Consider the following 21,731-nt stretch of genomic DNA (forward strand, 5'->3'; position numbering starts at 1 on the left):
TTCCGTGGGACAATGAGCAGAATCAGCACCCTACAGAAGCCGATGAAAATTGGCCATTGACTTGCCACCAGCCCAAGGCTAATTTCCAGCCATGACTTCCACCGTATTGCGCTGCCAGCCAAGCATTATTACCGCCATTCCTTATTTGGCGGGCTAGCTCACGACTGCAGCACCCAACCCGCCCTAGAGGCGGGTTTTTACTTTCTGTCTCCAGGGCTCCGAACACAGCCAGGAGACGACCATGAGCAGCACTCTAGCCCAGCAAAACTTGCTTGAGCATTACGTAAAAAAGATCCTCGCCGCGCCAGTGTATGAACTGGCGGTACGTACGCCATTGCAATCGGCGCCGGCGCTCTGCGAGGCATTGGGCAATCAGATCCTGCTCAAACGCGAGGACTTGCAACCGACGTTTTCATTCAAGATTCGCGGCGCCTACAACAAGCTGGTGCAACTCAGTGATGAGCAAAAGGCGCGCGGCGTGATCACCGCGTCGGCGGGCAATCATGCCCAAGGCGTAGCGCTGGCAGCGAAAACGTTGGGGATTGTCGCGACCATCGTCATGCCGCGTACCACGCCGGAACTGAAAGTGCTCGGGGTTCGAAGTCGCGGGGCGGAGGCTGTGCTGCACGGCGAGAGTTTTCCGTTCGCCCTCGACTATGCGCTGAGCCTGGCCGAACAAACCGGTCGCACCTTTGTTTCGCCCTTCGACGACCCGGACGTGATCGCCGGGCAGGGCACTGTGGCGATGGAGATCCTGCGCCAGCATCAAGGCCCGATCGACGCGATCTTTGTGCCGGTGGGCGGTGGAGGTTTGATCGCCGGCATCGCCGCGTACGTCAAATACCTGCGACCTGAAGTGCGCATCATCGGCGTCGAGTCAGAACATTCGGCGTGTTTGGCGGCAGCGCTACAAGCGCACGAACGGGTTGTCCTGCCGAGCGTCGGCACTTTCGCCGATGGCGTGGCGGTGGCGCAGATCGGCGCTTATGGCTTCGAAGTCTGCCGGTTTTGCGTTGATGAGGTGTTGACGGTCAGTAACGACGAACTTTGCACCGCCATCAAGAACATCTACGACGATACCCGCTCGATCACTGAACCGTCAGGCGCGCTGGCTGTCGCCGGGATCAAAAAATACGTCGCGCAAACCGGTATCCGTGGTCAGACGCTGGTGGCCATCGACTCAGGGGCCAACATCAACTTCGACAGTTTGCGCCACGTGGCCGAACGCGCAGCGTTAAGCTGCGCGCCGGCGTGAGGCGGGAGTGAAGTTATTCCTGAACGGCTTTCTCAACCTTGCTCGACGCCGACCAGATCCGATAGCGGACTTCGATGTCTTTTGGCACGTAAAGCACTATCGGCAATTTGCTGTTGTAACGTAGCAAGAAGCCGTCGCCGACCACGGGTACGAAGTCTTTTTTGCTTGTGCCGTCCGGGCAGGCCATCAGCGTGCTCATCGGGCCGATGACTTTTTCCAGTCGGTAGAACGGGTAGCCCCAGCCTTCCAGGTTTTTCTCTTCAAGCATCCCCCCTAGGCGTGGGCGATTGCAGTCCACGGTCAAGGTCTTGCCCGCGAGGATTTCGACCTGAAAGTCATCTTCTTTGGTTTGCGGGGCGAGGTGGATGACTTGGCGGGTAAAACCACTTTCGGGTTTTGGAAACGGAGCGATGGTTTCAAGTGTTGCGGCATGAGCGATGCTCGACAGGCCGGCAACCGTTAGTCCGACAGTCGTAATAAAGGTCAAAGAACCCATGATGCCTCCTTGCTTGTAATCAATTCGTGGCGCCATTCTTACTGCGCTCAGACGCTAATGCAAACCCGGCGCTTTGCACCGGTAATTTGCAACTCTGTCCTGGACCCTTCGTGCAGATTGCACGGCAGTTTTTCTCAGTCCTGGCGCTAAGCCATTGATCTTCCGATGAGCTGCACAGCGAAATTCCAGGCATATCTTATGCTTTGTCTGTTCCTAAGCTGGTCGGACTGCATATGAGCCAGCATCGATCATTGATTGGCAATCTCAAAAAGGAGAGGGTCGCCATGTTTCTTTCTGCCTTGGAACTTCGCAACATCATCGAAAGCAGTTTTTTGCCCAAGCGCTGCCAATGCACACTGTCTCCGGACTTATCGATGACAGTAAAAGTGTATGCAGACGGTCAAACCGATCTGCTGGAATTGAACGTGGCCGGCATTGATGCCTCGACACTGAATGGCTGTCGGGAAATCAACGAATTGATCGCTGGTCTACGCGCCAAACAGCATCCTATGGTCATATCTCATCCGAGGGTGCGTAAAGCGTTTTAACCTGCGGTTTCGAATTCTACCGACACGCGCCGGGTCTGAAGAAACCCCAGGCCCAGCGCCAGCTCCGCCAGCACCGCAAGCAAAATGCCCGGCCCGACATGGCCATTGAGCCATTCGCCGAAACCCAATGCTGCCAGACCAAAACACCCGACCATAAATCCGCTGCTCAGTGCGTTGCGAGTCACGGACGGCGGCTCGTTTCGAACCCAATAGCAAATCAATCCCAGCGCCGCGAACAGCACAGCGATGCGCCGCGCAACAAAGCCTGCCGTCGAGGAAAACTCAATCCCCCAAATCGCCAGCAACCTGTCAGGCATCAAGCCCCAGACCAGCGCCAGTACCAAACACAGGGCGGCAGTGAACATCGACAACGAACGGAACGACAACTGCATAGCGAATCCTTGCGGCAGTGAGGGAGGCGCTCAAGCATAACGCCAGAACCCTCACAGTAAAACCGCCCGGTTCCGAATCAGACGTTTCCGTCAGTTGTAGTAACTGCACGCGTCAGAAAGCTTCCTGTAGGTGATTTCTTCAGGCTTGCCGGATTTATCGATGTACTTCATGTCGGCGATAACCACCTTGCATTCATCGGTTATCGGTTCTGTCAGGGACACGACTTTGCCAACGTTCAGCGTCATGCCGTAGTGGTAAGGAGTGGCATTGGAAGTAGATGTGGGCGTGGACGTGTCATAGGCCTGGGCAAGTCCGGTAAACGCGGTGCAGGCGAGGGCAGAGGCAAGGAGCAACATGCGGGTGTTCATGTGACGATCTCCAGTGCAGGCGGAAAATCAGCTCGACGATAAACGTCGAACCTGCCGCACTGGGCGTCAGAAGCGTCTGAGGGCGTGCGGTCCAATAGAATTTTGGACCTTAACGTTAAGAGAGGGTTAACCCGGCTGAACGCCGCCTGTCGCGACAGGAGAAACGTCTGTCGGATGTTTCGTTAGGAAAGCTTCTACGGCATCTTCGGCTTGGTCCTACAAGGTCAGGTGACTTGTCGACTTTCGCCTGTTGGGTGGTGGGGATTACTGTTGGTGCTCGCTGCAAAATCAGCGATCGGGTTTGGTCACCTGATGCCATCTCACATATGTGTGCCATCATTCGCCCTGCGGACATCCAAGTCCTCGTAGTGCGTTGCAATGGTGGCTGTGTGCTGGACGCCTTCGGGCGAACCGATTTGATGGTATCGGTTGACCAAGCCTGTACACAGCCGCCTCCCATCGTTTGGTCACGGTGCTGGCGTTACTTATTAACCATCGAGTAACTACTATGCCAACGTTTAAACCGTTCCCAGAGCGCTATCGCTCACTCAACAGCGGCGTTACCGATTCAAGTCCTTTGGTGATCGACACCGAAGCCAATCCCCAAGATATTCTCGAAGCCGCGTTACAGCGCGTACGAGCCTCCAGCCAGCTACTTGAAACGCTTCATTGCCAATGCTTCAAGCACGGTGATGTTCAGGATATCCCGCACATTACTCACGCGCTTTATTTGCTGGCACAGGATGGGTATGACCTGTTGGCGGTTGCTCAGCAACGGATGATGGGGTGGAAGGCGCCGGTCTGACGTCTGATCTTTATAGAAAAATCCAGCGCTCGTATGGCGCTGGATTTTTATCATGTCGCCGGATGAGTACCTTGTTGAGAATGGGAAGTCAGCCATTATTCAAGAGCATGAATGGGTGGGTCTTGATAAGACTCATCTATCTCGATACCAGCGGCGCGAGCTTTTTCTTCAAGCGCTAATCGTGCGGCGTGATAGCTTTCTAGTCTTTTTGGCAAGAGTTCTTTCCAATGAAGTCTGTCGTTCTCGTCGCTGATGCCATCGAGCCAAAAGTCTCTCTCCGACTGAAACTCCAGGGTGATTAGGTAGGTCGCTTTTTCGGTTGGGTCTTTTTCATCATTTTGTCTCCATGCTTTCAGGTGAAGATAGGCGCCATTGTTGTAGAAGTACCAATTATAAAAAGAACCGATTTGAAGCCAACGTTTTAGATCGAGTTGATAGTCTGAATCGAGCCAAGGATGGCTGCCGATATATTGTCCTAGCACGTGTTCAGGGCTACTGATTTTGTCGATCTGCGACCCAGATATTCTCGGGTCTTCAGGAAAGATGAAGCGAGACCAACCGGCGTTTTTGATTTTTTTGATTAGTGCTGATATTAGAGCTCTATTCTGCTCGTGAGTGCTGTTGTCTGGAAGCCCCCTAGGGGTTAGGTTTATGTTCTCTGCATTGTTTCCAATTCTCTCATTTGTAACTATTGTGATATTAGTCACTTCTTCAATTTTGAGCGTTGTCTCAGCGTATTTTATCACTACATCGGGAAGTTTTTTGCTATTAGCCGATTTGTCAAATTTGTACCAGCATAGGTCTAGGTCTTTCATGCACTCTTTGGAGAATTTATTCTCGTTATTATCTATGATTTCCTGCATTGGAGAATCGAGGGATATTTCAAAGGCTGGTATTTTGTTTGTCATGTTTGAGTCGCTGTGATCACATGCGGCCAGAAGAGAGAGGGAAATAAGCAGCAAATAAAGTCTCATTGAGTATTTACCCAGGTCGAAATTGTGCCAATTTCTCGCTCCATGTAATCTTTTTGCGCCCCCATTAACTTGTGGTATTGATTTGCAATGGTGTCAATGAATTTCATTCGGTCCTTTACATTAAATAAGTCACCGTCTTCCATTTGAACCCTGAGTTCTGGTTCCTTTACGTCACAAGCAGTGCTGAACGCTGCTACTCTGACGGGAGTAAAAGGTGCCCATTCGAAACCTGCCTGCATTTTTAATGTCGCTTGAAAGGGCGCGCTCTCGTAAATCAAAGGTTGAAGGATTTTCCTCTGTTCGTGATTGGCTATCGCCATTAATGACGAGAGTTGCGTTGCACTTCTTAACCTTCCAAGGGGTAATTTCTCTGTTTCGCCAATTTTATTAAATCCATCTGCCAGTTCATTTGTGAAATGCAAATTACTTAGGGTGGCAAGCGCCTCTTCTGCCCAAGGCAAACTATCAATATTGGTCTTGATCTGCCCCTCACAACTACGTGCATTACGTTCAGGCGCACACTCATCGAACTGTTTTGGATATTTGCTGTAAAACCAATGCCAGACAAAAATATCCTGAAACAGCCAGAAGTTACCTTTTCCCAATGAGTTTTTGCCAATACGCATAGGTGGCTGAACGAGGGGAGGCGTCAGCAGCAGATAAGGATCATTCGGAATAAAGTCCAACCCGCATTTGACCTGCTTGCTGGCAAACGCCGCCAACCCCATCCAGTAGAACCGGCCCTTGAGTTCAGGCTTTCCGTCTTCGCCTTGTTCCAGATAGAAACTCGCGTAAGCGGCGGCAATTCTTGCGGCACGAGCGCTGAAGTCTGAGATCAGTTCGTATTTGCTGGAGGCGGAGGAGCGTTTTTTGCTCAAGCGGCGTATGGCTTCTTCCTGCCCCATCGCCCACAACTTATCGCAACCCAGCACGACTTCGTGGACAGAGCATTCTTTGTCATTGGTTTTGAACGTCGTGATCGGTTGCGCACTCATTTCGTTCTACTCGCTTCATAGTCATCTGCGCCAGCAGGCACAACCAGTTCATCCCAGACAAGGTGAGCTTTCACCGGTTCTTCCGCCTCTGTCTGGACTCGCGGATGGAGGCCATTTGCGTCGCTTCTCGATATTTGAGGGGCTATCTCGGATGGCACAATCAGCGCCGTTTTTACTGCTTTGACAGGTTGCCCACGACGCGTAACGAACTTGAGCTGTTCGTCGTAGCGCTCACTGATTTTCTTTGCATTTAGCAAACTTCCTGCCCGTGCCTGATCTGCAATGACGGGGATATGCGGGGCGAGGATGCCAATCCCGCTCCCCGAACCCGGCGCACCACCCGAATTGGTCCTGACCTCCGCCCCACTAATCGTCACGCCCCCGGCATCCACCTTGACGAAACTCCCGCCAGCCTTGGCCGTCAGTTCCATTCCGCCTTCAACCACCACCTTGTCGCCAGCGTTGTAATGAATCTCTTCACCCGCCTCGACAAACTGCGCCGTGCCGACCTTCACATGCTGGGTCGCCGCCACAGTCAGGTGATCATCCGCCCGCGCTTCGGTCTTGCGATCCAGATGGGTAATGCGATGTTCTTCAACTTTGAACTCGCTGAAGGCATTGGCCTCAACCGTGTCGTGCCGCTCGTTGCCAATGCGGATTTTCTGGTCGTGTTCGATGTTTTCATCCCAGTCGCGCTGGGCGTGGAGGTAGATCTGTTCCGCGCCTTTTTTGTCTTCGATGCGAAATTCGTTGTAGCCCTTGCCGCCCGGTGAACTGAGGGTCTTGAAGGTGCTGCGGGTTTTGTTCGCCGGCAGGTCGTAGGGGACGAGGTTTTCCTTGTGGTACAGGCAGCCGGTGACCAGCGGCTGGTCGGGGTCGCCTTCGAGGAAGGTGACGAGTACTTCCATGCCGACGCGTGGGATGGCGATGCCGCCGTAGGCACTGCCGGCCCAGCCGGTGGCGACGCGCAGCCAGCAGCTGGTTTTGTCGTTGGACTGACCGTCGCGGTCCCAAAAGAATTGCACTTTGACGCGACCGTATTCGTCGCAATGGATTTCTTCGCCCGGTGGGCCGGTGACGATGGCGGTCTGGCTGCCGAGGACTTTGGGTTTCGGGTGTTCGAGGGCAGGGCGGTAGTGCGCGTCCCACGGCGTGGCGAGGAAGCGGTTGCGATAACCCTGATGGAAATCGTCTTTGTTGTGGGTGACGTCGCTGGTGATGTTCTCGCCGAGCACTTGCGGCTGTTTGCCTTCGTGGACGACTTCCAGCAGCAACCAGAGGTTGTTCCACTCGGCGCGCGGGTGTTCGCTGAGGGACATGAAGTGGCCGCTGACCAACGTGGGCTCGTCACCTTTGCCTTCGGCGAGTTTGTAGTCGCTGCGATGGCGTTCCAGTGCGCGGGTCGCCAGTTGTTTGCCGCGTTCGCGGGTGAGGAAGTGGCCGGGGTAATCGTAGTCTTCGAGGTCCGGCGCGACTCCGCTCTTGGCCGCGCCTTCGGACAGGATGCGCGGTTTTTCGAAGTCGTAATCGCGGCGGCTGACGCGGCTGGTGCGGGTTTCCAGGCGCAGGTTGAAGCGTTTGATCACCGGTTTCTCGGCGGCCATGCCGGAGTCTTGCTGGTAGGCCACGGGAGCCAGTTTTCGGAACACGGTCTGGTCATCGCCGAAGACAATTTTGTGCCCGCTGGCGCTGTGCTGGAAGTGGAAGTGGATGCCTTCTTCTTCACACAGGCGCTGGATGAAATGCAGGTCGGATTCGTCGTACTGCACGCAGTAATCGCGATCCGGGTAGTTCGCGCCGAGCTGGAAACTGTACGCGTCAGCGAGAATGCCGCGCGCTTCCAGGACCTGGGCGATGATCTTCGGGATACTTAACTGCTGGAAGATTTGCTGGTCGTGGTTGTGGCGCAGGTAGGCCAGTTGCGGGCACAGGCTGATGCTGTAGCGGGTCAGTTTTTTACCCGAGTCGCCTTGCTCGATGCGATAGACCAGGCCGTGGATGAGGCCTTTGCCGGTTGCACCGAAGGTCAGGCAACCGGGTTTGTGCAGGATCTCTTCGAGTTTCAGGTCGGGGCGGGTGCTGACCAGTTCGATGTCGAAACAGAACGGCTGGTTGAGGGCTTCACGGCCCACGAAACTGAGCACTTGCAGGTCAGCGGACACGCCTTCGAGCGTGAGGGAAATATGGGGTGCGTTAGCGTCCAGCATGCTTTGAATTCCGTCCTTTGGATAAGCTGGGGCGGATGGTGCAGGATTAAACCGCCTCGTTCAAGGCGCATATGGCGTAGGCGGGCGGGTCTCCGGTCATTGGGAAAACCCTTGGTGGCACGGTTTCGGTCAGTGAATGCGGGGGATATCGCCCTGTGTGGCTCTCGAAGGGGTGACTGACTGGAGATGGGCGGCGTGAGATACACCGCCATCGCGAGCAGGCTCACTCCTACAGGGGATCTGCGGTGAACGCAGGTTTTGTGTTCGGCAACGATCCCCTGTGGGAGCGAGCCTGCTCGCGAAGGGGTCATCAGCTTCAGCGAAGATCCAACTGATGACGATACGGCAAATCCGGCCCGGTCTTGCCGCACGTCAGCGCCGCTGCCCGCACCGCAAACTTCAACATGCTGTCGATGTGCTCGCGGCTCAGCGATTGCACACCTTCCACCGAATCCAGCTGCTGCTCTGTCAACCAGGTAATCAACGCCGCCTGGAACGTATCGCCAGCCCCTACTGTGTCGGCAATCTTCACCGCATTTGCCGGCACCGACCACGAACCATGTACTCGGCTAAACACTGTCGCACCCTCGCCACCACGGGTCAGGAACACCAACTGACAGCGATGCTGCAACCAGCTTTCAATAACGCGTTGCGGATCTTGCTCGGGATACAACAGGCTCAAATCCTCATCGCTGACTTTGATCAGGTCGGCGTATTCCACGAGCGTCGCGATCCGCGAGCGCCACAGGTCGATATTCGGTTCAGGATTGAGCCGCACATTCGGGTCGAGGCTGATCAGGCGTTTGCCGCTTTCGCGCTGCACCAGCGCGAGTAACGTATCGGCAATCGGTTGCACCACCAACGAGAAAGAACCGATGTGCAAACCGCACACGTCGGGCCCCAGCGCTGGGAGGTGTTCCGGTTTCAACTGACGATCCGCGCAGCCTTCACCGCGAAAGCTGTAATGCGGCGAGCCATTGGCGCCCACTGCAACCATCGCCAATGTGGTGGGGGCGGCGAAGTCCACCAGGAAGTCCGAACGCACGCCTTCATCCTTCAGCACTTGTTGTAAACGCCGGCCGAGGTAGTCGGTGGACAATCCGGCAAACAACGCCGCGTCCACGCCCAAGCGGCGTAAACCAACCGCGACGTTGAACGGAGAACCGCCGGCAATCGCCTTGAAATTCACTTTTGAAGCCAGACCGCTGGCATCCTCTTCACTGAAGAAATCGAACAGCGCTTCGCCACACACCAGATACATAATTGCTCGCTCTTTAAAGGGTTGCGACATGCTGTTGATAGCGTTCATAGGCCTGCTGACAGGCCGCTACATTTTCTGCAATCGGCAGGGTTTCGCTGCTCAGGTCGAGTTTGACGCAACGCTCGCACACGTCCGCCAGAGTTTCTTCCTGCCCGTTCGCCCAGGACGTGCACCACGCCGCCTGAATCGCCGCGCCGAGGGCGGCGGCTTCGCTTTGTTCGGTGCAGATCACCGGCGTATTCATGATGTCGGCGACTATCTGCCGCCACACCGGACTCTTCGAGCCGCCGCCGATCAGGCAGATGCTGCGGCTTTGTAAGCCATTCTGGCGCAAGAGGTCCAGTCCGTAACGCAAACCGAAGGTCGTACCTTCCACCACCGCGCGGCACAGGTTGGTCCGGGTCAGGTTGGTCATCGTCAAGCCCAGCAGGATGCCGGTGGCGTGGGGCAGGGCGGGGACGCGTTCGCCGTTGAGGAACGGCAGCATGCACACGCCTTCGGCACCAATCGGTGCCTGCGCGACAAGGTCGTTGAATTGTTCGATACCCAGGTCGAACAACTCGCGAATCACCCCGGTAGCGTTGGTCAGGTTCATGGTGCAGATCAACGGCAGCCAGCCACCGCTGGAAGAACAGAAGGTCGCGACCGAAGCATCCGCGCTGACTTTGGGTTGATCGGCATAGGCATACACCGTGCCCGACGAACCGAGGCTCATGGTGATCGCGCCGGGCTTGATATTGCCGGTGCCAATTGCGCCCATCATGTTGTCGCCGCCACCGCTTGAGACCCGCGCTTGCGGGTTGATTCCCAAGCGTTCGGCGATGCTCGGCAGGATCGTGCCGACGGCTTGATGGGCGTCGATCAATTCCGGCAACGCAGCTTGCAGGCGCCCGCTGGGGTCGATGTCGCGCAGCAGTTGCAAGTCCCACTGACGGGTGCGCACGTTGAAATAACCGGTGCCGGAGGCGTCGCCGTACTCGCTGCAACTGCGCCCGGTGAGCCAATAATTCAGGTAGTCGTGGGGCAGCAGGATGCGGGTGATTCGGGAAAAGATCTCGGGGTGCTGTTCTTTGGCCCAGAGCAGTTTTGACACGGTGTAGCCGGGGGCGATGACCACGCCGAGGCGCTCGAGTGAACCTTTTTCACCACCGAGGTGCGTCAGCAGGAGGTCGTTTTCTGGTGTGGATTCGGTATCGCACCAGAGTTTGGCGGGACGCAGGACCTGGCCCTCATCGTCGAGCAGGACCAGGCCGTGTTGCTGGCCGGACACGCCGATGCCGAGGATATTTTGGCCGTCGACGTTGGCTGCGAGCAGGGCGCTTCGGGTGGCGAGGGTGAAAGCTTCCAGCCACTGGTTGGTGTCTTGTTCGCGGCGGCCGTTGGCGCCGCTGATCAGGGTGTGGGCGGCAGCGCCCTGGCCCAGCACTTGGCCGCTGACTGCGTCGAGGACGATGGCTTTGGTGCCTTGGGTGCCGCAGTCGATGCCCAGGAATAGGTGTTGGTTTGCCATGGTAGATCCTTGGTGTGTCAGGTCGATCTCGGTGAAGCCATTCGCGAGCAGGCTCGCTCCCACAGGTGATCAACAGGGTGTACAGATCCCTTGTGGGAGCGAGCCTGCTCGCGATGACGGAAGTCCCTTCACCGCAGTACTTAAGCCAGCACCCGCTCCAACGTCCGCGTCACCCCAACCTCCCGCAAGCTGTTACAACACCACTCAAACGCCGCCACAAACTCGGCCGAATGCGGGATCGCCGTGCCAAAAATCTCCTCGACCGCCAGCAACCGCTGGGTAATCAACACATCATCCGCCACCAGCCCCTGACAAAACGCCGCCCGTGGATCCGGAATCGAATAGGTATCACCGTTCTCATCCACACCCTTTAAATACAGCGCCCACGCCGCCACCACCAACGCCGCACGTTTCGTCTCGCGACCATCTGCAATCAACCGGTTGATTGTCGGAATAGTGAACTTGGGAAACTTCGATGAACCGTCCGAACACACCCGTTCCAGTTGATCGGCAATCGCCTGATTGGAGAAGCGTTCAACCAGTGTGTCTTTGTAGTCGGTGAGGTCGATCCCCGGCACTGGCGACAGCTGTGGTGTCACGTCCAGATCCATGTAAGCACGCATGTAGCGCACGAACAGCGGGTCATTCATGGTCTCGTGAACGAAGCGATAACCCTTCAAGAAACCGAGATATGTCAGCGCCAGATGGCTGCCGTTAAGCAGTTTGATCTTCATTTCTTCATAAGGTGTGACGTCGTCAGTGAACTGCACGCCGACCTTTTCCCAGGCCGGGCGACCGTTGACGAACTTGTCTTCCAGCACCCATTGCACAAACGGTTCGCAGACCACCGGCCACGCATCGTCGACCTCGTGTTTGTCGGCCAGTTGCAGACGATGTTCGGTGCTGGTCATCGGCGTGATGCGGTCGACCATGGCGTTGGGGAAGCTGACGTTGCGGTCGATCCATTCGCACAGATCCGCATCGCGCAACGCGGCGAAGGCTAATAAAGCTTTGCGGGTGACCGCGCCGTTGTGCGGCAGGTTATCGCAGGACATCAAGGTGAACGCCGGGGTGCCGGCGGCGCGACGTTTGGCCAGCGCGGCGCAGAGGAAACCGAACACGGTTTTCGGCTCATTCGGGTGCGCCAGATCGTGCTGGATTTGCGGCAGGTGCGCCATGAATTCGCCGTTGCTGTCATCGATGCAATAACCACCCTCGGTAATGGTCAGCGAAACGATGCGGATCTCGGGGCTAGCGAGTTTGTCGATCAGCGCCGCCGCGCCGTCTTCAGCCAGCATCATGTCGCGAATTGCACCGATGACCCGGACTTCGGTGTCATCGGTATCGCCGAGTTCAAACAACGTGAACAGGAAGTCCTGCTCCTTGAGATTGTCCCGGGCGCGGCGGTCTTCGGCGCGCAGGCCGACCCCGCAAATCGCCCAGTCCAGGCCTTCGCCGGTGTTCATCAGCGCGTCGGTGTAAAACGCCTGATGGGCGCGGTGGAAACCACCCACGCCAATGTGCGCGATGCCTTGGCGCGTATCGTTCAGGGCGTAGGCGGGCAGGACCACCTCGGGCTTGAGGTGGTGGAGATTCTGTTTATTGAGTTTCATCACATAGTCTCGATATCAGGCCGCAACGCGCAACGGACGGGTCAACGCCACGCCGTCGGCATCGAATAAATGGCAGTGTTCCGCGTCCAGGTGCAGGCTCAGCGACTCGCCGTAACGGCTGGCCAGGTCGCCGCGAACACGCATGGTCAGGGCCTCGCCGGAGGAGGTCACCACGTGGCAGAAGGTGTCGCTGCCCAGGCGCTCGCTGACGTCGGCGGTGACTTGCAGGGTGCAATCGCCGGTCTGTGCCAGTTCCAGGTGTTCCGGACGAATGCCTAAAGTCACTGCGCCACCGACGCTCAAATTGGCGCCGGTCAACGGCAGGGTGATGCGGGTGCCGGCATCGAGCAGCACTTCACAGCTTTGGCCGTCGACGCGGGTGACTTTGCCCTTGAGGAAGCCCATTTTCGGCGTACCCAGGAACCCGGCGACAAACAGGTTGGCCGGCTGGTGATACAGGTCCAGCGGCGAGCCGACCTGTTCGATTTTGCCGCCATTGAGCACGACCACCTTGTCGGCCATGGTCATGGCTTCGACCTGGTCGTGAGTCACGTAAATCATCGTCGCTTGCAGTTCTTTGTGCAGTCGCAGCAGTTCCAGGCGCATCTGCACCCGCAGGGCGGCGTCGAGGTTGGACAGCGGTTCGTCGAACAGGAAGATTTTCGGGTTGCGCACAATCGCCCGGCCGATGGCCACGCGCTGACGCTGGCCGCCAGACAGTTGTTTCGGTTTGCGCTCCAGCATCGGACCCAGTTCGAGGATGCGCGCCGCTTCGCCGACTTTCTTCTCTACTTCCGCTTTCGGCACGCCGGCCAGATCGAGGGCAAACGACATGTTCTTGCGCACGCTCATGTGCGGGTACAGGGCGTAGGTCTGGAACACCATCGCCAGATCGCGCTTGGCCGGGCTGACTTCGGTGATGTCGCGGCCATCCAGTTCGATGGTGCCGCCGCTGACTTCTTCCAGGCCGGCAATAAGGCGCAGCAGCGTGGATTTGCCACAACCCGACGGGCCGACAAACACTACGAACTCTTTGTCGTTCACTTCAAGGTCGATGCCTTTGATGATGGAAAAGCCTTCGAAGCCTTTGTGCAGATTCTTGATTTTCAGGTTGGCCATGATGATGGGCCTCCGTTTGTTTTTTTTCAGTTGAGCCGTGGCAAACGCCAAGCAGGCTTTTCTGTAGGAGCCAGCGGTGCGGCGATCCGACTTGCCGGCGAAGGCGTCGGTCAAATCGCCTTCGCCGGCAAGCCGTGCTCCTACAGGGATCGGGTCTGATTTATTTCACGGCGCCGAACGACAGGCCGCGGACCAATTGTTTTTGGCTGATCCAGCCGAAGATCAGGATCGGCGCGCAGGCCAGCGTCGACACTGCCGACAACTTGGCCCAGAACAAACCTTCGGGACTTGAGTAGGAGGCGATCAACGCGGTCAGTGGTGCAGCTTTCGATGAGGTCAGGTTCAAGGACCAGAACGCCTCGTTCCAGCACAGGATCAGCGATAGCAACACCGTGGACGCCAGGCCGCCCTTGGCAATCGGTAGCAGCACCCGGACCATTTCCTGCCACAGCGTGGCGCCATCCAGGCGCGCAGCTTCGAGGATGTCTTTGGGGATGTCTTTGAAGTAGGTGTAAATCATCCAGACCACGATGGGCAGGTTGATCAGCGTGTAGATCACGATCAGCGCGATGCGCGTATCCAGCAGGCCAAAGCTCTTGGCCAGCAGGTAAATCGGCATCAGCACGCCCACCGGCGGTAGCATTTTGGTGGAGAGCATCCACAGCAGCGTGCCTTTGGTGCGTTGGGTTTCGTAGAACGCCATGGAGTAAGCCGCCGGCACAGCGATCAGCAGGCACAACGCCGTGGCGCTAAAGGAAATCACCACCGAGTTCCAGGCGAAGCTGAAGTAGTCGCTGCGCTCGTTGATGTGCAGGTAGTTCTCCAGCGTCGGCGTGAAGATGAATTGCGGCGGCGTGGCGAACGCGTCGATTTCGGTTTTGAAACTGGTCAGCACCATCCAGAAGATCGGGAAGAAAATCAGGATGGCAATGGCCCAGGCCAGCGTGCCAAGCAGCAGGCTTTGCAGACGACGGGATTGTTGAAGGGTCATGGCGCAGGCCTCAGGCTTTGTCTGTCAGGTTTTTGCCGATCATGCGCACGAGCACGATGGCCGCGATGTTGGCGATCACCACCGCAATCAACCCGCCGGCGGACGCCATGCCGACGTCGAACTGCACCAGCGCCTGGTTGTAGATCAGGTAGGCGAGGTTGGTCGAGGCGTAGCCGGGGCCACCGTTGGTGGTGGTGAAAATTTCGGCGAACACCGAGAGCAGGAAGATGGTTTCGATCATCACCACCACCGCAATCGGCCGCGCCAGGTGCGGCAGGGTCAGGTGCCAGAAGATGGCGACAGGCCCGGCACCGTCCAGGCGCGCGGCTTCTTTCTGTTCCTGGTCGAGAGACTGCATCGCCGTCATCAGGATCAGGATCGCGAAGGGCAGCCATTGCCACGACACAATGATGATGATTGACAGCAGCGGGTAGTGCGCCAGCCAGTCCACCGGCTGCGCGCCGAACAGTTTCCAGACGTAGGCGAGAATCCCCGACACCGGATGGAAAATCAGGTTCTTCCAGATCAGCGCACCGACGGTGGGCATGATGAAGAAGGGTGAGATGAGCATGACCCGCACGATGCCGCGTCCCATGAACTCACTGGCCTCAAGCAGCGCGCTGATCAGCACACCCAGCACTACGCTGATCAGCAATACGCTGCCCACCAGCAACAGGGTGTTGGTGGCACCGGGCAAGAAGCCTGAATCAGTCAGGAAGTAGGTGAAGTTCTCTAGCCCGACGAACTCGTTTTCACCCGGATTGAGCAGGTTGTAGCGAATCATCGAGAAGTAGACGGTCATACCCAGCGGCACGATCATCCACAACAGCAACAGGGCCACCGAAGGGCTGACCAGAAACCAGCCGGGGTTGGTCAACCGGCTTTTACGCACCGGTTGGGGAATGTCCATGTGAGCTTTGGCAGTTGAAATATTCATGGCGATCAGAACCGGTTGAGTGCAGATACATTGTGAGGACAGCATGCAATCCGAAAGATGACGCGGAACCTGTAGGAGCGGACTTGTCCGCGAAGAGGCCGGTACATCCGATACATTTTCGTGGCTGATCCATTGCTATCGCGGGCAAGCCCGCTCCCACAGGAAAGGGGATGGCGTTTACTTGGGATAACCAGCGCGCTTCATCTCGCGTTCGGTGGTTTGCTGGGCGGCTGTCAGGGCTTGATCGACGGTGGTTTGACCGATCAGCGCCGCCGAGAATGCCTTGCCAACCTGGGTGCCAATGCCTTGGAACTCAGGAATAGTCACCAACTGAATGCCGATGTAAGGCACCGGTTTGAGTGTCGGTTTACTTGGGTCTGCGGCTTTGAGCGATTCCAGCGTGACCTTGGCGAACGGCGCGGCGTTCAAGTAAGCCTCGCTGTAGGTGGATGCACGTGTGCCGGGCGGCACGTTGGCAATGCCGTCTTTTTCCGCGACCAGCGCGCCATACTCCTTGGACGTGGCCCAGGCACTGAAGGCTTTCGCGGCGTCTTTGGCCTTGGAACTGGTCGGAATCGCCAGTGCCCAGGAGTAAAGCCAGGCCGAGCCTTTGTCGGTGGTTTCGTGCGGGGCATAGGTGAAGCCAACGTCGTCAGCCACCTTGCTTTGCGTCTTGTCGGTGACAAAAGAGCCGGCGACGCTGGCGTCGACCCAGATCGCGCACTTGCCGCTGTTGAACAACGCCAGGTTTTCGTTGAACCCATTACTGGAGGCCCCTGGCGGGCCCGATTGCTTCATGGTGTCGACGTAGAAATTCAGCGCGTTCTTCCACTCCGGGCCGGTGAATTCCGGTTGCCACTTTTCATCGAACCAGCGTGCGCCATAGGCATTGGCGACGGTGGTGATCAACGCCATGTTCTCGCCCCAGCCGGCCTTGCCGCGCAGGCAGATGCCGTACTGTTCTTTGTCCTTATGGGTGAGTTTGTTGGCGAATTCGCCGATCTGGGTCCAGGTCGGGCGCTCGGGCATGGTCAGCCCGGCTTCCTTGAACAGGTCGGTACGGTAATAGGTGATCGAGCTTTCGGCATAGAACGGCAGGGCATACAGCGAGCCTTTGACCGACAGACCTTCACGCACTGACGGGAACACATCGTCGAGGACATAAGACGCCGGCAAATCCTTCATCGGCTCCAGCCAGCCCTTGGCCCCCCACAGTGCAGCTTCGTACATGCCGATGGTCAGCACATCGAACTGTCCGCCCTGGGTCGCAATGTCGGTTGTCAGGCGTTGGCGCAGCACGTTTTCTTCCAGCACCACCCAATTGAGCTTGATGTCCGGGTGCTCGGCCTCGAAGGTTTTCGAGAGCTTTTGCATGCGGATCATGTCGCTGTTGTTGACGGTGGCAATGGTCAGGGTCTGAGCGCCGAGGCTGACGCTGCTGAGGGTCATGCAGGTGAGGGCAAGCAGAGCTTTTACAGAAGGTTGCATCATGCACTCCTTTTCTGCACCCCAAGGGCTACAGAAGGACAGTTATTGTTTTTGTGTTCTTGCGTGGCAGTAAGAATGTGCGCTGATTACAGCCTTCAATTGATGGCGTGACAAATCATCCATCGCACTTGAATCGATACTATTTTGCACTCGGGATCGGGAAAGGCAGGATTTAGCGCCAGGCACCCTGTAGCAGCTGCCGAAGGTTCGGGCCGCGTTCGGACGTCCGAGTGCGCAGCACTCGCTGGAACAGAGTACGCGGTGATCCTGGAGGATCGCAGTGGTAGGTTTTGCGCCTGCTGCGCAGTCGAACGTCCGAACGCGGCCCGAACCTTCGGCAGCTGCTACAGAACGAGGTTTCAGTGCTGATTTTGCTCAGTCAACCGCTGTACCGCCAGCCGCCGGTAGTGCGACGGTGTCATGCCTTTGAGTTGCTGAAATCGCCGGTTGAAGTTGGAAATATTGTTGAAGCCCGACTCGAAGCACACGTCTGTCACCGGTTTATCGCCATCGGCCAGCAGCTCGCAGGATTTGCTGATGCGCAGGCGATTGACGAATTCGATGAAGCAGCGCCCGGTGGCCTGCTTGAAGACGCGACTGAAATACGTCGGCTTCATGCCTAAATGCTCGGCGACCTCCTCAAGCGGCAGCTCCCGGGCGTAATGGGCAAAGATGTAATCTACGGCGCGGTTGGTGCGATCAACGTTGTGTTCATCGCCCAAATGCGACGCCGTTGCGCCCGACAGCAATTGAAAGTCATTGGAGGCCGCCAGCAGCTCCAGCAGAATGAAAAAATGCCCGAGGCGAGTCATGCCTTTGGTGTCGGCGATATGCTGCATCAGCGTCATGGCTTGGCGAATGGTGTTCTTGCAACGAAACTCGATACCGTACTGAGCGCGTTCCAATAGCGGTGCGAGGGTCTTGAGCTCGGCGAAAACCTGATGTCCACTTTCGAACAACTCGTCCGTGAAATTGACCAGCATGTCGCGCTTGGGCACCACTTCGTCTTCCGCAACCTGGCTGATCCAGTTATGCGGCAGATTGGGGCCGGTGAGGAACAGGGTTTGCGGGTAGAAGTTGCCGATGTAATCACCGATGAACACCTTGCCGGAGCTGGCGACGATCAGGTGCAGTTCGTATTCCTTGTGGAAATGCCAGCGGACCAAGGGGCAGGGGAACCCGTGCTGGCGATAGATAATCGACAACCCGTTGTGGTCGTCCATCAGTTCGTAGGAAGGATCGGTGACTCTGGCTGTTCGGGTCATGTCAGGGCGCTTTTTATTGGCATAGCGTCCTGATCATGCCTCCTTCCGGGTGGGGAATGCCAGTATGTATCAGCGCGTTGCCGCCTGATCATGCAAGGCACCGCCGTAAACGGCTTTCATACTCGTGGCCATCCAGCAGAAACGAACGATCTCTGACTCGTCGAAGAAATCGATATTGATAATGCTGCAACGTGTCACCCAGTCCCGGGATGGGTTGAACCAGTCGTTGATGTGGTTCTTGATGTCCTGGGGGCCGCCCAGAAACGCATAGCTAGTAGCTGACAACGACCACAGGAACGTTTCGTAAGGCGCATTTTCGAGTGTGCTGGCGATAAGGCGTTTCAGATCGTCGGCGTCATTAAAACGGGTAGCGTTCCACTTGTGCGGGATGCGCGGCCAGAAGTAGTCAGCGTTCAGCTCTGGAACCTTGGGTGCCGCCAGCACTATCCTGTGGCTCGCACTGAGACGCTTGAGTTCACCCAACGTGCTTGTGGCATGGGTAGGCGCAATGATCCGCTGGCCAAGTCGACTGACCAGAAGGTTATTCAGTTTCTGATAGTCAAAGGGTTTGGTCCCGTCTCCCAGCTGGTGGAAGTCGAAGACGATGAACTCATCCGGATTTTGATCGAGAAACGTTGTTACGGCACTGATCAATTCCTCAAGGACGCGGTGCGATTGGTAGCCGTTATGATGGAAATAGAAAATCGATTGATCGTGACCCTGGGTATAACCGAGACGGATATCAAACGCTCTTGCACCATTCGCAAGTTGCCAGGCGAACGAATCGTTCTGACAGGTGGTCCAGTTTCCGATCACCACGTCATAGTTGGGTGCCTGTTTATCCATGCCAGCATTATGGGCGCCGGGCCAGACGATGTCGGTCAGTTTCAGGCGATTGATATCGAGGGTATTGCTCATCCATTTATGTTTATCCAAATTCCCTTTTGTATGCCTTGTCATTTTCAATCCTGTTTATGATTTCGCCCCGTCCGTGGGGGGAAGTACTATCGGTAAAACAACAATAGAAGACAATCGCACGGTTGCCAGCGCTTGAAACAATTTTATAAACATAGCGAATGTATGGCACGTTCAATCCATGCCTGATTGGCACACGTCAAGCGTCGTTGTTCGCTTTGATCACATTTGCCATCCGACAATGTTGCACCAGTTTCGATGTTTCAAAAAAATCTGCATTAATAATACTGCTTTTCAGGACCCAGTCACGGCCAGCGGGATCAAACCAGTCGTCCAGCTGCTGCCAGATGTTCACCGGGCCGCCCAAGGCACTGTAACTGGTGGCGGAAAGCGACCATGGCAACCCGCGAGGCGGGTACTTCATGACCTGCGTGATATGTGTGGTCAGTTCACTAATGCTGGTGGTCGCAATACCACTCCACTTGTGCTCGATTTTTTGACAAAACCAGGACGAGTCCATGTCCGGATGACGCTCGGTTGCCACTAGCACTCGTTGTGCGTAGCTGGCTTGCTTAAGTTGTCCAAGCGTCAGGAAAGCATTGCTGTAGGGGATCATCCGGTTTCCCAAATGTGTCAGCAGAAACCTGTTCAATTCCTTGAAATTGAAAGGCAGTTCGTCGGACGTCAACTCGTGAAAGTCCAGCAAGATGAATTCGTCGGGGTTCTCCTGAAGAAAGCGGATCACACCCGTTACCAGGTTTTCCAGCGAACGGGACGAGCGAAAGCCGTTGTGATGGAACCAGAACGTAGCGACGCCTTTTTGGGAAACCTCGTACTCCAGCCTCAGGTCGAGTGCACGCGCACCTTGGGTCAATTGATAGTAAAAGCTATTGCTTTGACAGGACGCCCAGTGACTTATGCCCGGTGCTGCATAAGATGCTTTTTTATCTACACCGGCATTGTGGGCACCGGGTAATACCAAATCGGCAAACGACAAGTTATCAATAGTCGGAGTGTCGCTCATCCAGCGGCTTGGCGTGAAATCAACAGGGTCATAGGTGAAATTTGACTGGATGTTTAGATGGGTGTTGCTCATATAGCTTCCTTGCATGGGTAATAAGTAATTTGCTCAAGTTGTTGGTCGTAACGTTCTGAGCGATGGCAAATTACTTATAACCTCATGCGAGGCGATAGACAAATAAGGCTTGATGCTAAAAGTGTATGGGCATAGAGGGGTTATTTAATAGTCAGGCATCTTCTTTATGTCTGTTCTTGGCTTCGATCCACTGCGACATATATTGAGTGCTTTTGTGCTGGTGATGACGCAGCATGCTGCCGGTGAAGTTGTCTCTTCGGATAGCGCAAAGATGTTGCCGGCAATCATTGAGTCTGGCGATCAATGCAAGGCCGTGTGTAGCCGACTGGTAACGAGTGCTCAATAATTCAAACCCTGATGCCTGCGCCTGCAACCACCGGGTTTCGTCTTTATAGAGGTGTACCGCATTATCGGCGAATGCCTTGGCCGTAATGGCCACCGCGCCCGGCCATGCTTCTACCCCGTGCATGGCTTCTGCGCCAATCGGCGTCGTGACATTCGGCGTGCCACACAGCATGGCGTCGACGATCTTGCCTTTGATGCCCGCCCCGAACCGCAGCGGTGCCAGACACACCCGTGCTGCCGACATCACTTGCAAGGCGTCTTCAGCCCAGTTCATCACATGAAAGCCCTGCGCCGGGTTATGAAGCGCGGTGGCCTTGGGCGGTGTGTAAGCGCCGTAGATATGCAACTGCGCCGTGGGCAACTGCTCGCGGATCAGCGGCCAGATGGCCGTTTTCATCCAGAGCACTGCATCCCAGTTCGGCGCATGGCGAAAGTTGCCGATACTCAAAAAATGCGCGCGGTCTGCAAACGCCGTTGGCGGCGCACTCGGCAGATCGACCATCAGCGGACACCAGTGCAACAAGTTGCGCGGCAGTTTGAACTGCTCGACCAGCAATTCGATTTCCACTTCGGAGATCATCAGGTTCAAATCGCAACGATACAACGCGGCGATCTCACGTTTGGCCAGGTCTGTATCAGCCATTAACTCGAACTCTTCACGCAATGCCGGAGCAAACAACTCGCTGAAGTCATTGGCGTCGTCGCGGTCTTTCAAACGCTCTTTAAGCCGTTGATGCCGGGCATGGCGCAGGCTTTGTAAATCCGACGTCTCAAGCACACGCAAGGCATCTGGACAGTGTTTTTCAACGCGCCAGCCGAATTGTTCTTCCATCATGAACTGATCGAACAGCACGATATCCGGTGCCAGCTCACTGATAAACGCGTCGAAGCTGCTGTTGTTCAACTCGATTGCCACTTCACGAATACCCAGCGCCGTCAGGTCCGCCCGGTGTTCGCCGGTGCCGGCCGGGCTGCTGAAGGTAATGTCCCAGCCTTGCTGCAACAACGTATCGAGGATTTGCATCACATGCCCGCTGGCCGCTGAAGAGCGCGGCTCGGGCCAGACGTAACCAATGACCAGGACTTTGGTTGCGCGGGGCTGACTCATTAACGGGTATTCCTTGGTGCAGGTAGTAGAGAAGGGTGAAAC

19 protein-coding genes and 1 pseudogene are annotated in these 21,731 nt (G+C 56.3%); 3 read left to right on the forward strand and 17 right to left on the reverse strand.

The genetic code is table 11. The annotated features are described in order from the left end of the window. Positions 1-241: 241 nt before the first annotated feature. Positions 242-1,237: pseudogene (gene ilvA / locus ACWGZX_RS28100) on the forward strand (threonine ammonia-lyase, biosynthetic); the annotation flags it as partial. 31 nt (positions 1,238-1,268) lie between these two features. Here ilvA and eco read toward each other — a convergent pair. Then, a complete protein-coding gene (eco, locus tag ACWGZX_RS28105; RefSeq protein ID WP_452626392.1) occupies positions 1,269-1,751 on the reverse strand; it encodes a serine protease inhibitor ecotin in 483 nt (160 codons plus the stop codon). Positions 1,752-2,035: 284 nt separating this feature from the next. Between eco and ACWGZX_RS28110 the strand changes: the two genes are divergently transcribed. Continuing rightward, positions 2,036-2,299 carry a DUF1652 domain-containing protein gene (locus ACWGZX_RS28110; RefSeq protein ID WP_452626393.1) on the forward strand — a complete coding sequence of 88 codons (264 nt, stop codon included), beginning with the start codon at positions 2,036-2,038 and terminating at the stop codon, positions 2,297-2,299. Here the strand turns inward: ACWGZX_RS28110 and ACWGZX_RS28115 are convergent. Both ACWGZX_RS28115 and ACWGZX_RS28120 read right to left on the reverse strand, forming a co-directional pair. Beyond that, on the reverse strand, positions 2,296-2,691 hold the full coding sequence (locus tag ACWGZX_RS28115; RefSeq protein ID WP_223512567.1) for a hypothetical protein: 396 nt from the start codon (positions 2,689-2,691) through the stop codon (positions 2,296-2,298). The genes ACWGZX_RS28110 and ACWGZX_RS28115 overlap by 4 nt on opposite strands. Positions 2,692-2,781: 90 nt before the next feature. Next, complete coding sequence (locus ACWGZX_RS28120; RefSeq protein ID WP_452626394.1) at positions 2,782-3,060, reverse strand: DUF2790 domain-containing protein; 279 nt, start codon at positions 3,058-3,060, stop codon at positions 2,782-2,784. Between the two features lie 508 nt (positions 3,061-3,568). Between ACWGZX_RS28120 and ACWGZX_RS28125 the strand changes: the two genes are divergently transcribed. Beyond that, on the forward strand, positions 3,569-3,865 hold the full coding sequence (locus ACWGZX_RS28125; protein ID WP_452626395.1) for a hypothetical protein: 297 nt from the start codon (positions 3,569-3,571) through the stop codon (positions 3,863-3,865). A 95-nt stretch (positions 3,866-3,960) separates the two neighbouring features. Here the strand turns inward: ACWGZX_RS28125 and ACWGZX_RS28130 are convergent, their stop codons facing one another. The 14 genes from ACWGZX_RS28130 to ACWGZX_RS28195 form a co-directional block, all read right to left on the reverse strand. Beyond that, positions 3,961-4,827, reverse strand: a complete 867-nt coding sequence (locus ACWGZX_RS28130) for a hypothetical protein (RefSeq protein ID WP_452626396.1) — start codon at positions 4,825-4,827, stop codon at positions 3,961-3,963. An 8-nt stretch (positions 4,828-4,835) separates the two neighbouring features. Then, positions 4,836-5,834: a DUF2515 family protein gene (locus ACWGZX_RS28135; protein WP_452626397.1), complete on the reverse strand. Its 999-nt coding sequence runs from the start codon at positions 5,832-5,834 to the stop codon at positions 4,836-4,838. Next, the gene (locus ACWGZX_RS28140) at positions 5,831-8,041 is read right to left on the reverse strand and encodes a type VI secretion system Vgr family protein (RefSeq protein WP_452626398.1); all 2,211 of its coding nucleotides are present in this window, start codon (positions 8,039-8,041) and stop codon (positions 5,831-5,833) included. The genes ACWGZX_RS28135 and ACWGZX_RS28140 overlap by 4 nt, the downstream gene beginning before the upstream one ends. Positions 8,042-8,357: 316 nt before the next feature. Further along, positions 8,358-9,302 carry a carbohydrate kinase family protein gene (locus ACWGZX_RS28145; protein ID WP_452626399.1) on the reverse strand — a complete coding sequence of 315 codons (945 nt, stop codon included), beginning with the start codon at positions 9,300-9,302 and terminating at the stop codon, positions 8,358-8,360. A 13-nt stretch (positions 9,303-9,315) separates the two neighbouring features. After that, positions 9,316-10,812 (reverse strand): xylulokinase, encoded by a 1,497-nt coding sequence (gene xylB, locus ACWGZX_RS28150; RefSeq protein ID WP_452626400.1) that lies wholly within the window; start codon positions 10,810-10,812, stop codon positions 9,316-9,318. 140 nt (positions 10,813-10,952) lie between these two features. Continuing rightward, the gene (locus ACWGZX_RS28155) at positions 10,953-12,425 is read right to left on the reverse strand and encodes a mannitol dehydrogenase family protein (protein WP_452626401.1); all 1,473 of its coding nucleotides are present in this window, start codon (positions 12,423-12,425) and stop codon (positions 10,953-10,955) included. Between the two features lie 15 nt (positions 12,426-12,440). After that, entirely contained in the window at positions 12,441-13,544 is a 1,104-nt protein-coding gene (locus ACWGZX_RS28160; protein WP_452626402.1) for an ABC transporter ATP-binding protein, read from the reverse strand. A gap of 160 nt (positions 13,545-13,704) precedes the next feature. Continuing rightward, positions 13,705-14,535 carry a carbohydrate ABC transporter permease gene (locus ACWGZX_RS28165; protein WP_007936731.1) on the reverse strand — a complete coding sequence of 277 codons (831 nt, stop codon included), beginning with the start codon at positions 14,533-14,535 and terminating at the stop codon, positions 13,705-13,707. Between the two features lie 10 nt (positions 14,536-14,545). Continuing rightward, positions 14,546-15,472, reverse strand: a complete 927-nt coding sequence (locus ACWGZX_RS28170) for a carbohydrate ABC transporter permease (protein ID WP_452626403.1) — start codon at positions 15,470-15,472, stop codon at positions 14,546-14,548. A gap of 177 nt (positions 15,473-15,649) precedes the next feature. Next, positions 15,650-16,960 carry an ABC transporter substrate-binding protein gene (locus ACWGZX_RS28175; protein ID WP_452626404.1) on the reverse strand — a complete coding sequence of 437 codons (1,311 nt, stop codon included), beginning with the start codon at positions 16,958-16,960 and terminating at the stop codon, positions 15,650-15,652. A gap of 359 nt (positions 16,961-17,319) precedes the next feature. Further along, a complete protein-coding gene (locus ACWGZX_RS28180) occupies positions 17,320-18,225 on the reverse strand; it encodes an AraC family transcriptional regulator (RefSeq protein WP_452626405.1) in 906 nt (301 codons plus the stop codon). 69 nt (positions 18,226-18,294) lie between these two features. Continuing rightward, positions 18,295-19,185 (reverse strand): phospholipase, encoded by an 891-nt coding sequence (locus ACWGZX_RS28185; RefSeq protein WP_452626406.1) that lies wholly within the window; start codon positions 19,183-19,185, stop codon positions 18,295-18,297. 154 nt (positions 19,186-19,339) lie between these two features. Then, complete coding sequence (locus tag ACWGZX_RS28190; RefSeq protein WP_452626407.1) at positions 19,340-20,236, reverse strand: phospholipase; 897 nt, start codon at positions 20,234-20,236, stop codon at positions 19,340-19,342. A gap of 151 nt (positions 20,237-20,387) precedes the next feature. Next, complete coding sequence (locus tag ACWGZX_RS28195; RefSeq protein WP_452626408.1) at positions 20,388-21,689, reverse strand: glycosyltransferase; 1,302 nt, start codon at positions 21,687-21,689, stop codon at positions 20,388-20,390. Positions 21,690-21,731 lie beyond the last annotated feature (42 nt).

Source organism: Pseudomonas sp. CLCA07 (genome assembly GCF_053615335.1).

What these genes read in the sequence shown, in the direction of transcription:
- eco (WP_452626392.1), bottom strand. Translation starts at nt 1,751, where the DNA reads ATGGGTTCTTTGACCTTTATTACGACTGTCGGACTAACGGTTGCCGGC.
- ACWGZX_RS28110 (WP_452626393.1), top strand. Translation starts at nt 2,036, where the DNA reads ATGTTTCTTTCTGCCTTGGAACTTCGCAACATCATCGAAAGCAGTTTT.
- ACWGZX_RS28115 (WP_223512567.1), bottom strand. Translation starts at nt 2,691, where the DNA reads ATGCAGTTGTCGTTCCGTTCGTTGTCGATGTTCACTGCCGCCCTGTGT.
- ACWGZX_RS28120 (WP_452626394.1), bottom strand. Translation starts at nt 3,060, where the DNA reads ATGAACACCCGCATGTTGCTCCTTGCCTCTGCCCTCGCCTGCACCGCG.
- ACWGZX_RS28125 (WP_452626395.1), top strand. Translation starts at nt 3,569, where the DNA reads ATGCCAACGTTTAAACCGTTCCCAGAGCGCTATCGCTCACTCAACAGC.
- ACWGZX_RS28135 (WP_452626397.1), bottom strand. Translation starts at nt 5,834, where the DNA reads ATGAGTGCGCAACCGATCACGACGTTCAAAACCAATGACAAAGAATGC.
- ACWGZX_RS28140 (WP_452626398.1), bottom strand. Translation starts at nt 8,041, where the DNA reads ATGCTGGACGCTAACGCACCCCATATTTCCCTCACGCTCGAAGGCGTG.
- ACWGZX_RS28145 (WP_452626399.1), bottom strand. Translation starts at nt 9,302, where the DNA reads ATGTATCTGGTGTGTGGCGAAGCGCTGTTCGATTTCTTCAGTGAAGAG.
- xylB (WP_452626400.1), bottom strand. Translation starts at nt 10,812, where the DNA reads ATGGCAAACCAACACCTATTCCTGGGCATCGACTGCGGCACCCAAGGC.
- ACWGZX_RS28155 (WP_452626401.1), bottom strand. Translation starts at nt 12,425, where the DNA reads ATGAAACTCAATAAACAGAATCTCCACCACCTCAAGCCCGAGGTGGTC.
- ACWGZX_RS28160 (WP_452626402.1), bottom strand. Translation starts at nt 13,544, where the DNA reads ATGGCCAACCTGAAAATCAAGAATCTGCACAAAGGCTTCGAAGGCTTT.
- ACWGZX_RS28165 (WP_007936731.1), bottom strand. Translation starts at nt 14,535, where the DNA reads ATGACCCTTCAACAATCCCGTCGTCTGCAAAGCCTGCTGCTTGGCACG.
- ACWGZX_RS28170 (WP_452626403.1), bottom strand. Translation starts at nt 15,472, where the DNA reads ATGAATATTTCAACTGCCAAAGCTCACATGGACATTCCCCAACCGGTG.
- ACWGZX_RS28175 (WP_452626404.1), bottom strand. Translation starts at nt 16,960, where the DNA reads ATGCAACCTTCTGTAAAAGCTCTGCTTGCCCTCACCTGCATGACCCTC.
- ACWGZX_RS28180 (WP_452626405.1), bottom strand. Translation starts at nt 18,225, where the DNA reads ATGACCCGAACAGCCAGAGTCACCGATCCTTCCTACGAACTGATGGAC.
- ACWGZX_RS28185 (WP_452626406.1), bottom strand. Translation starts at nt 19,185, where the DNA reads ATGACAAGGCATACAAAAGGGAATTTGGATAAACATAAATGGATGAGC.
- ACWGZX_RS28190 (WP_452626407.1), bottom strand. Translation starts at nt 20,236, where the DNA reads ATGAGCAACACCCATCTAAACATCCAGTCAAATTTCACCTATGACCCT.
- ACWGZX_RS28195 (WP_452626408.1), bottom strand. Translation starts at nt 21,689, where the DNA reads ATGAGTCAGCCCCGCGCAACCAAAGTCCTGGTCATTGGTTACGTCTGG.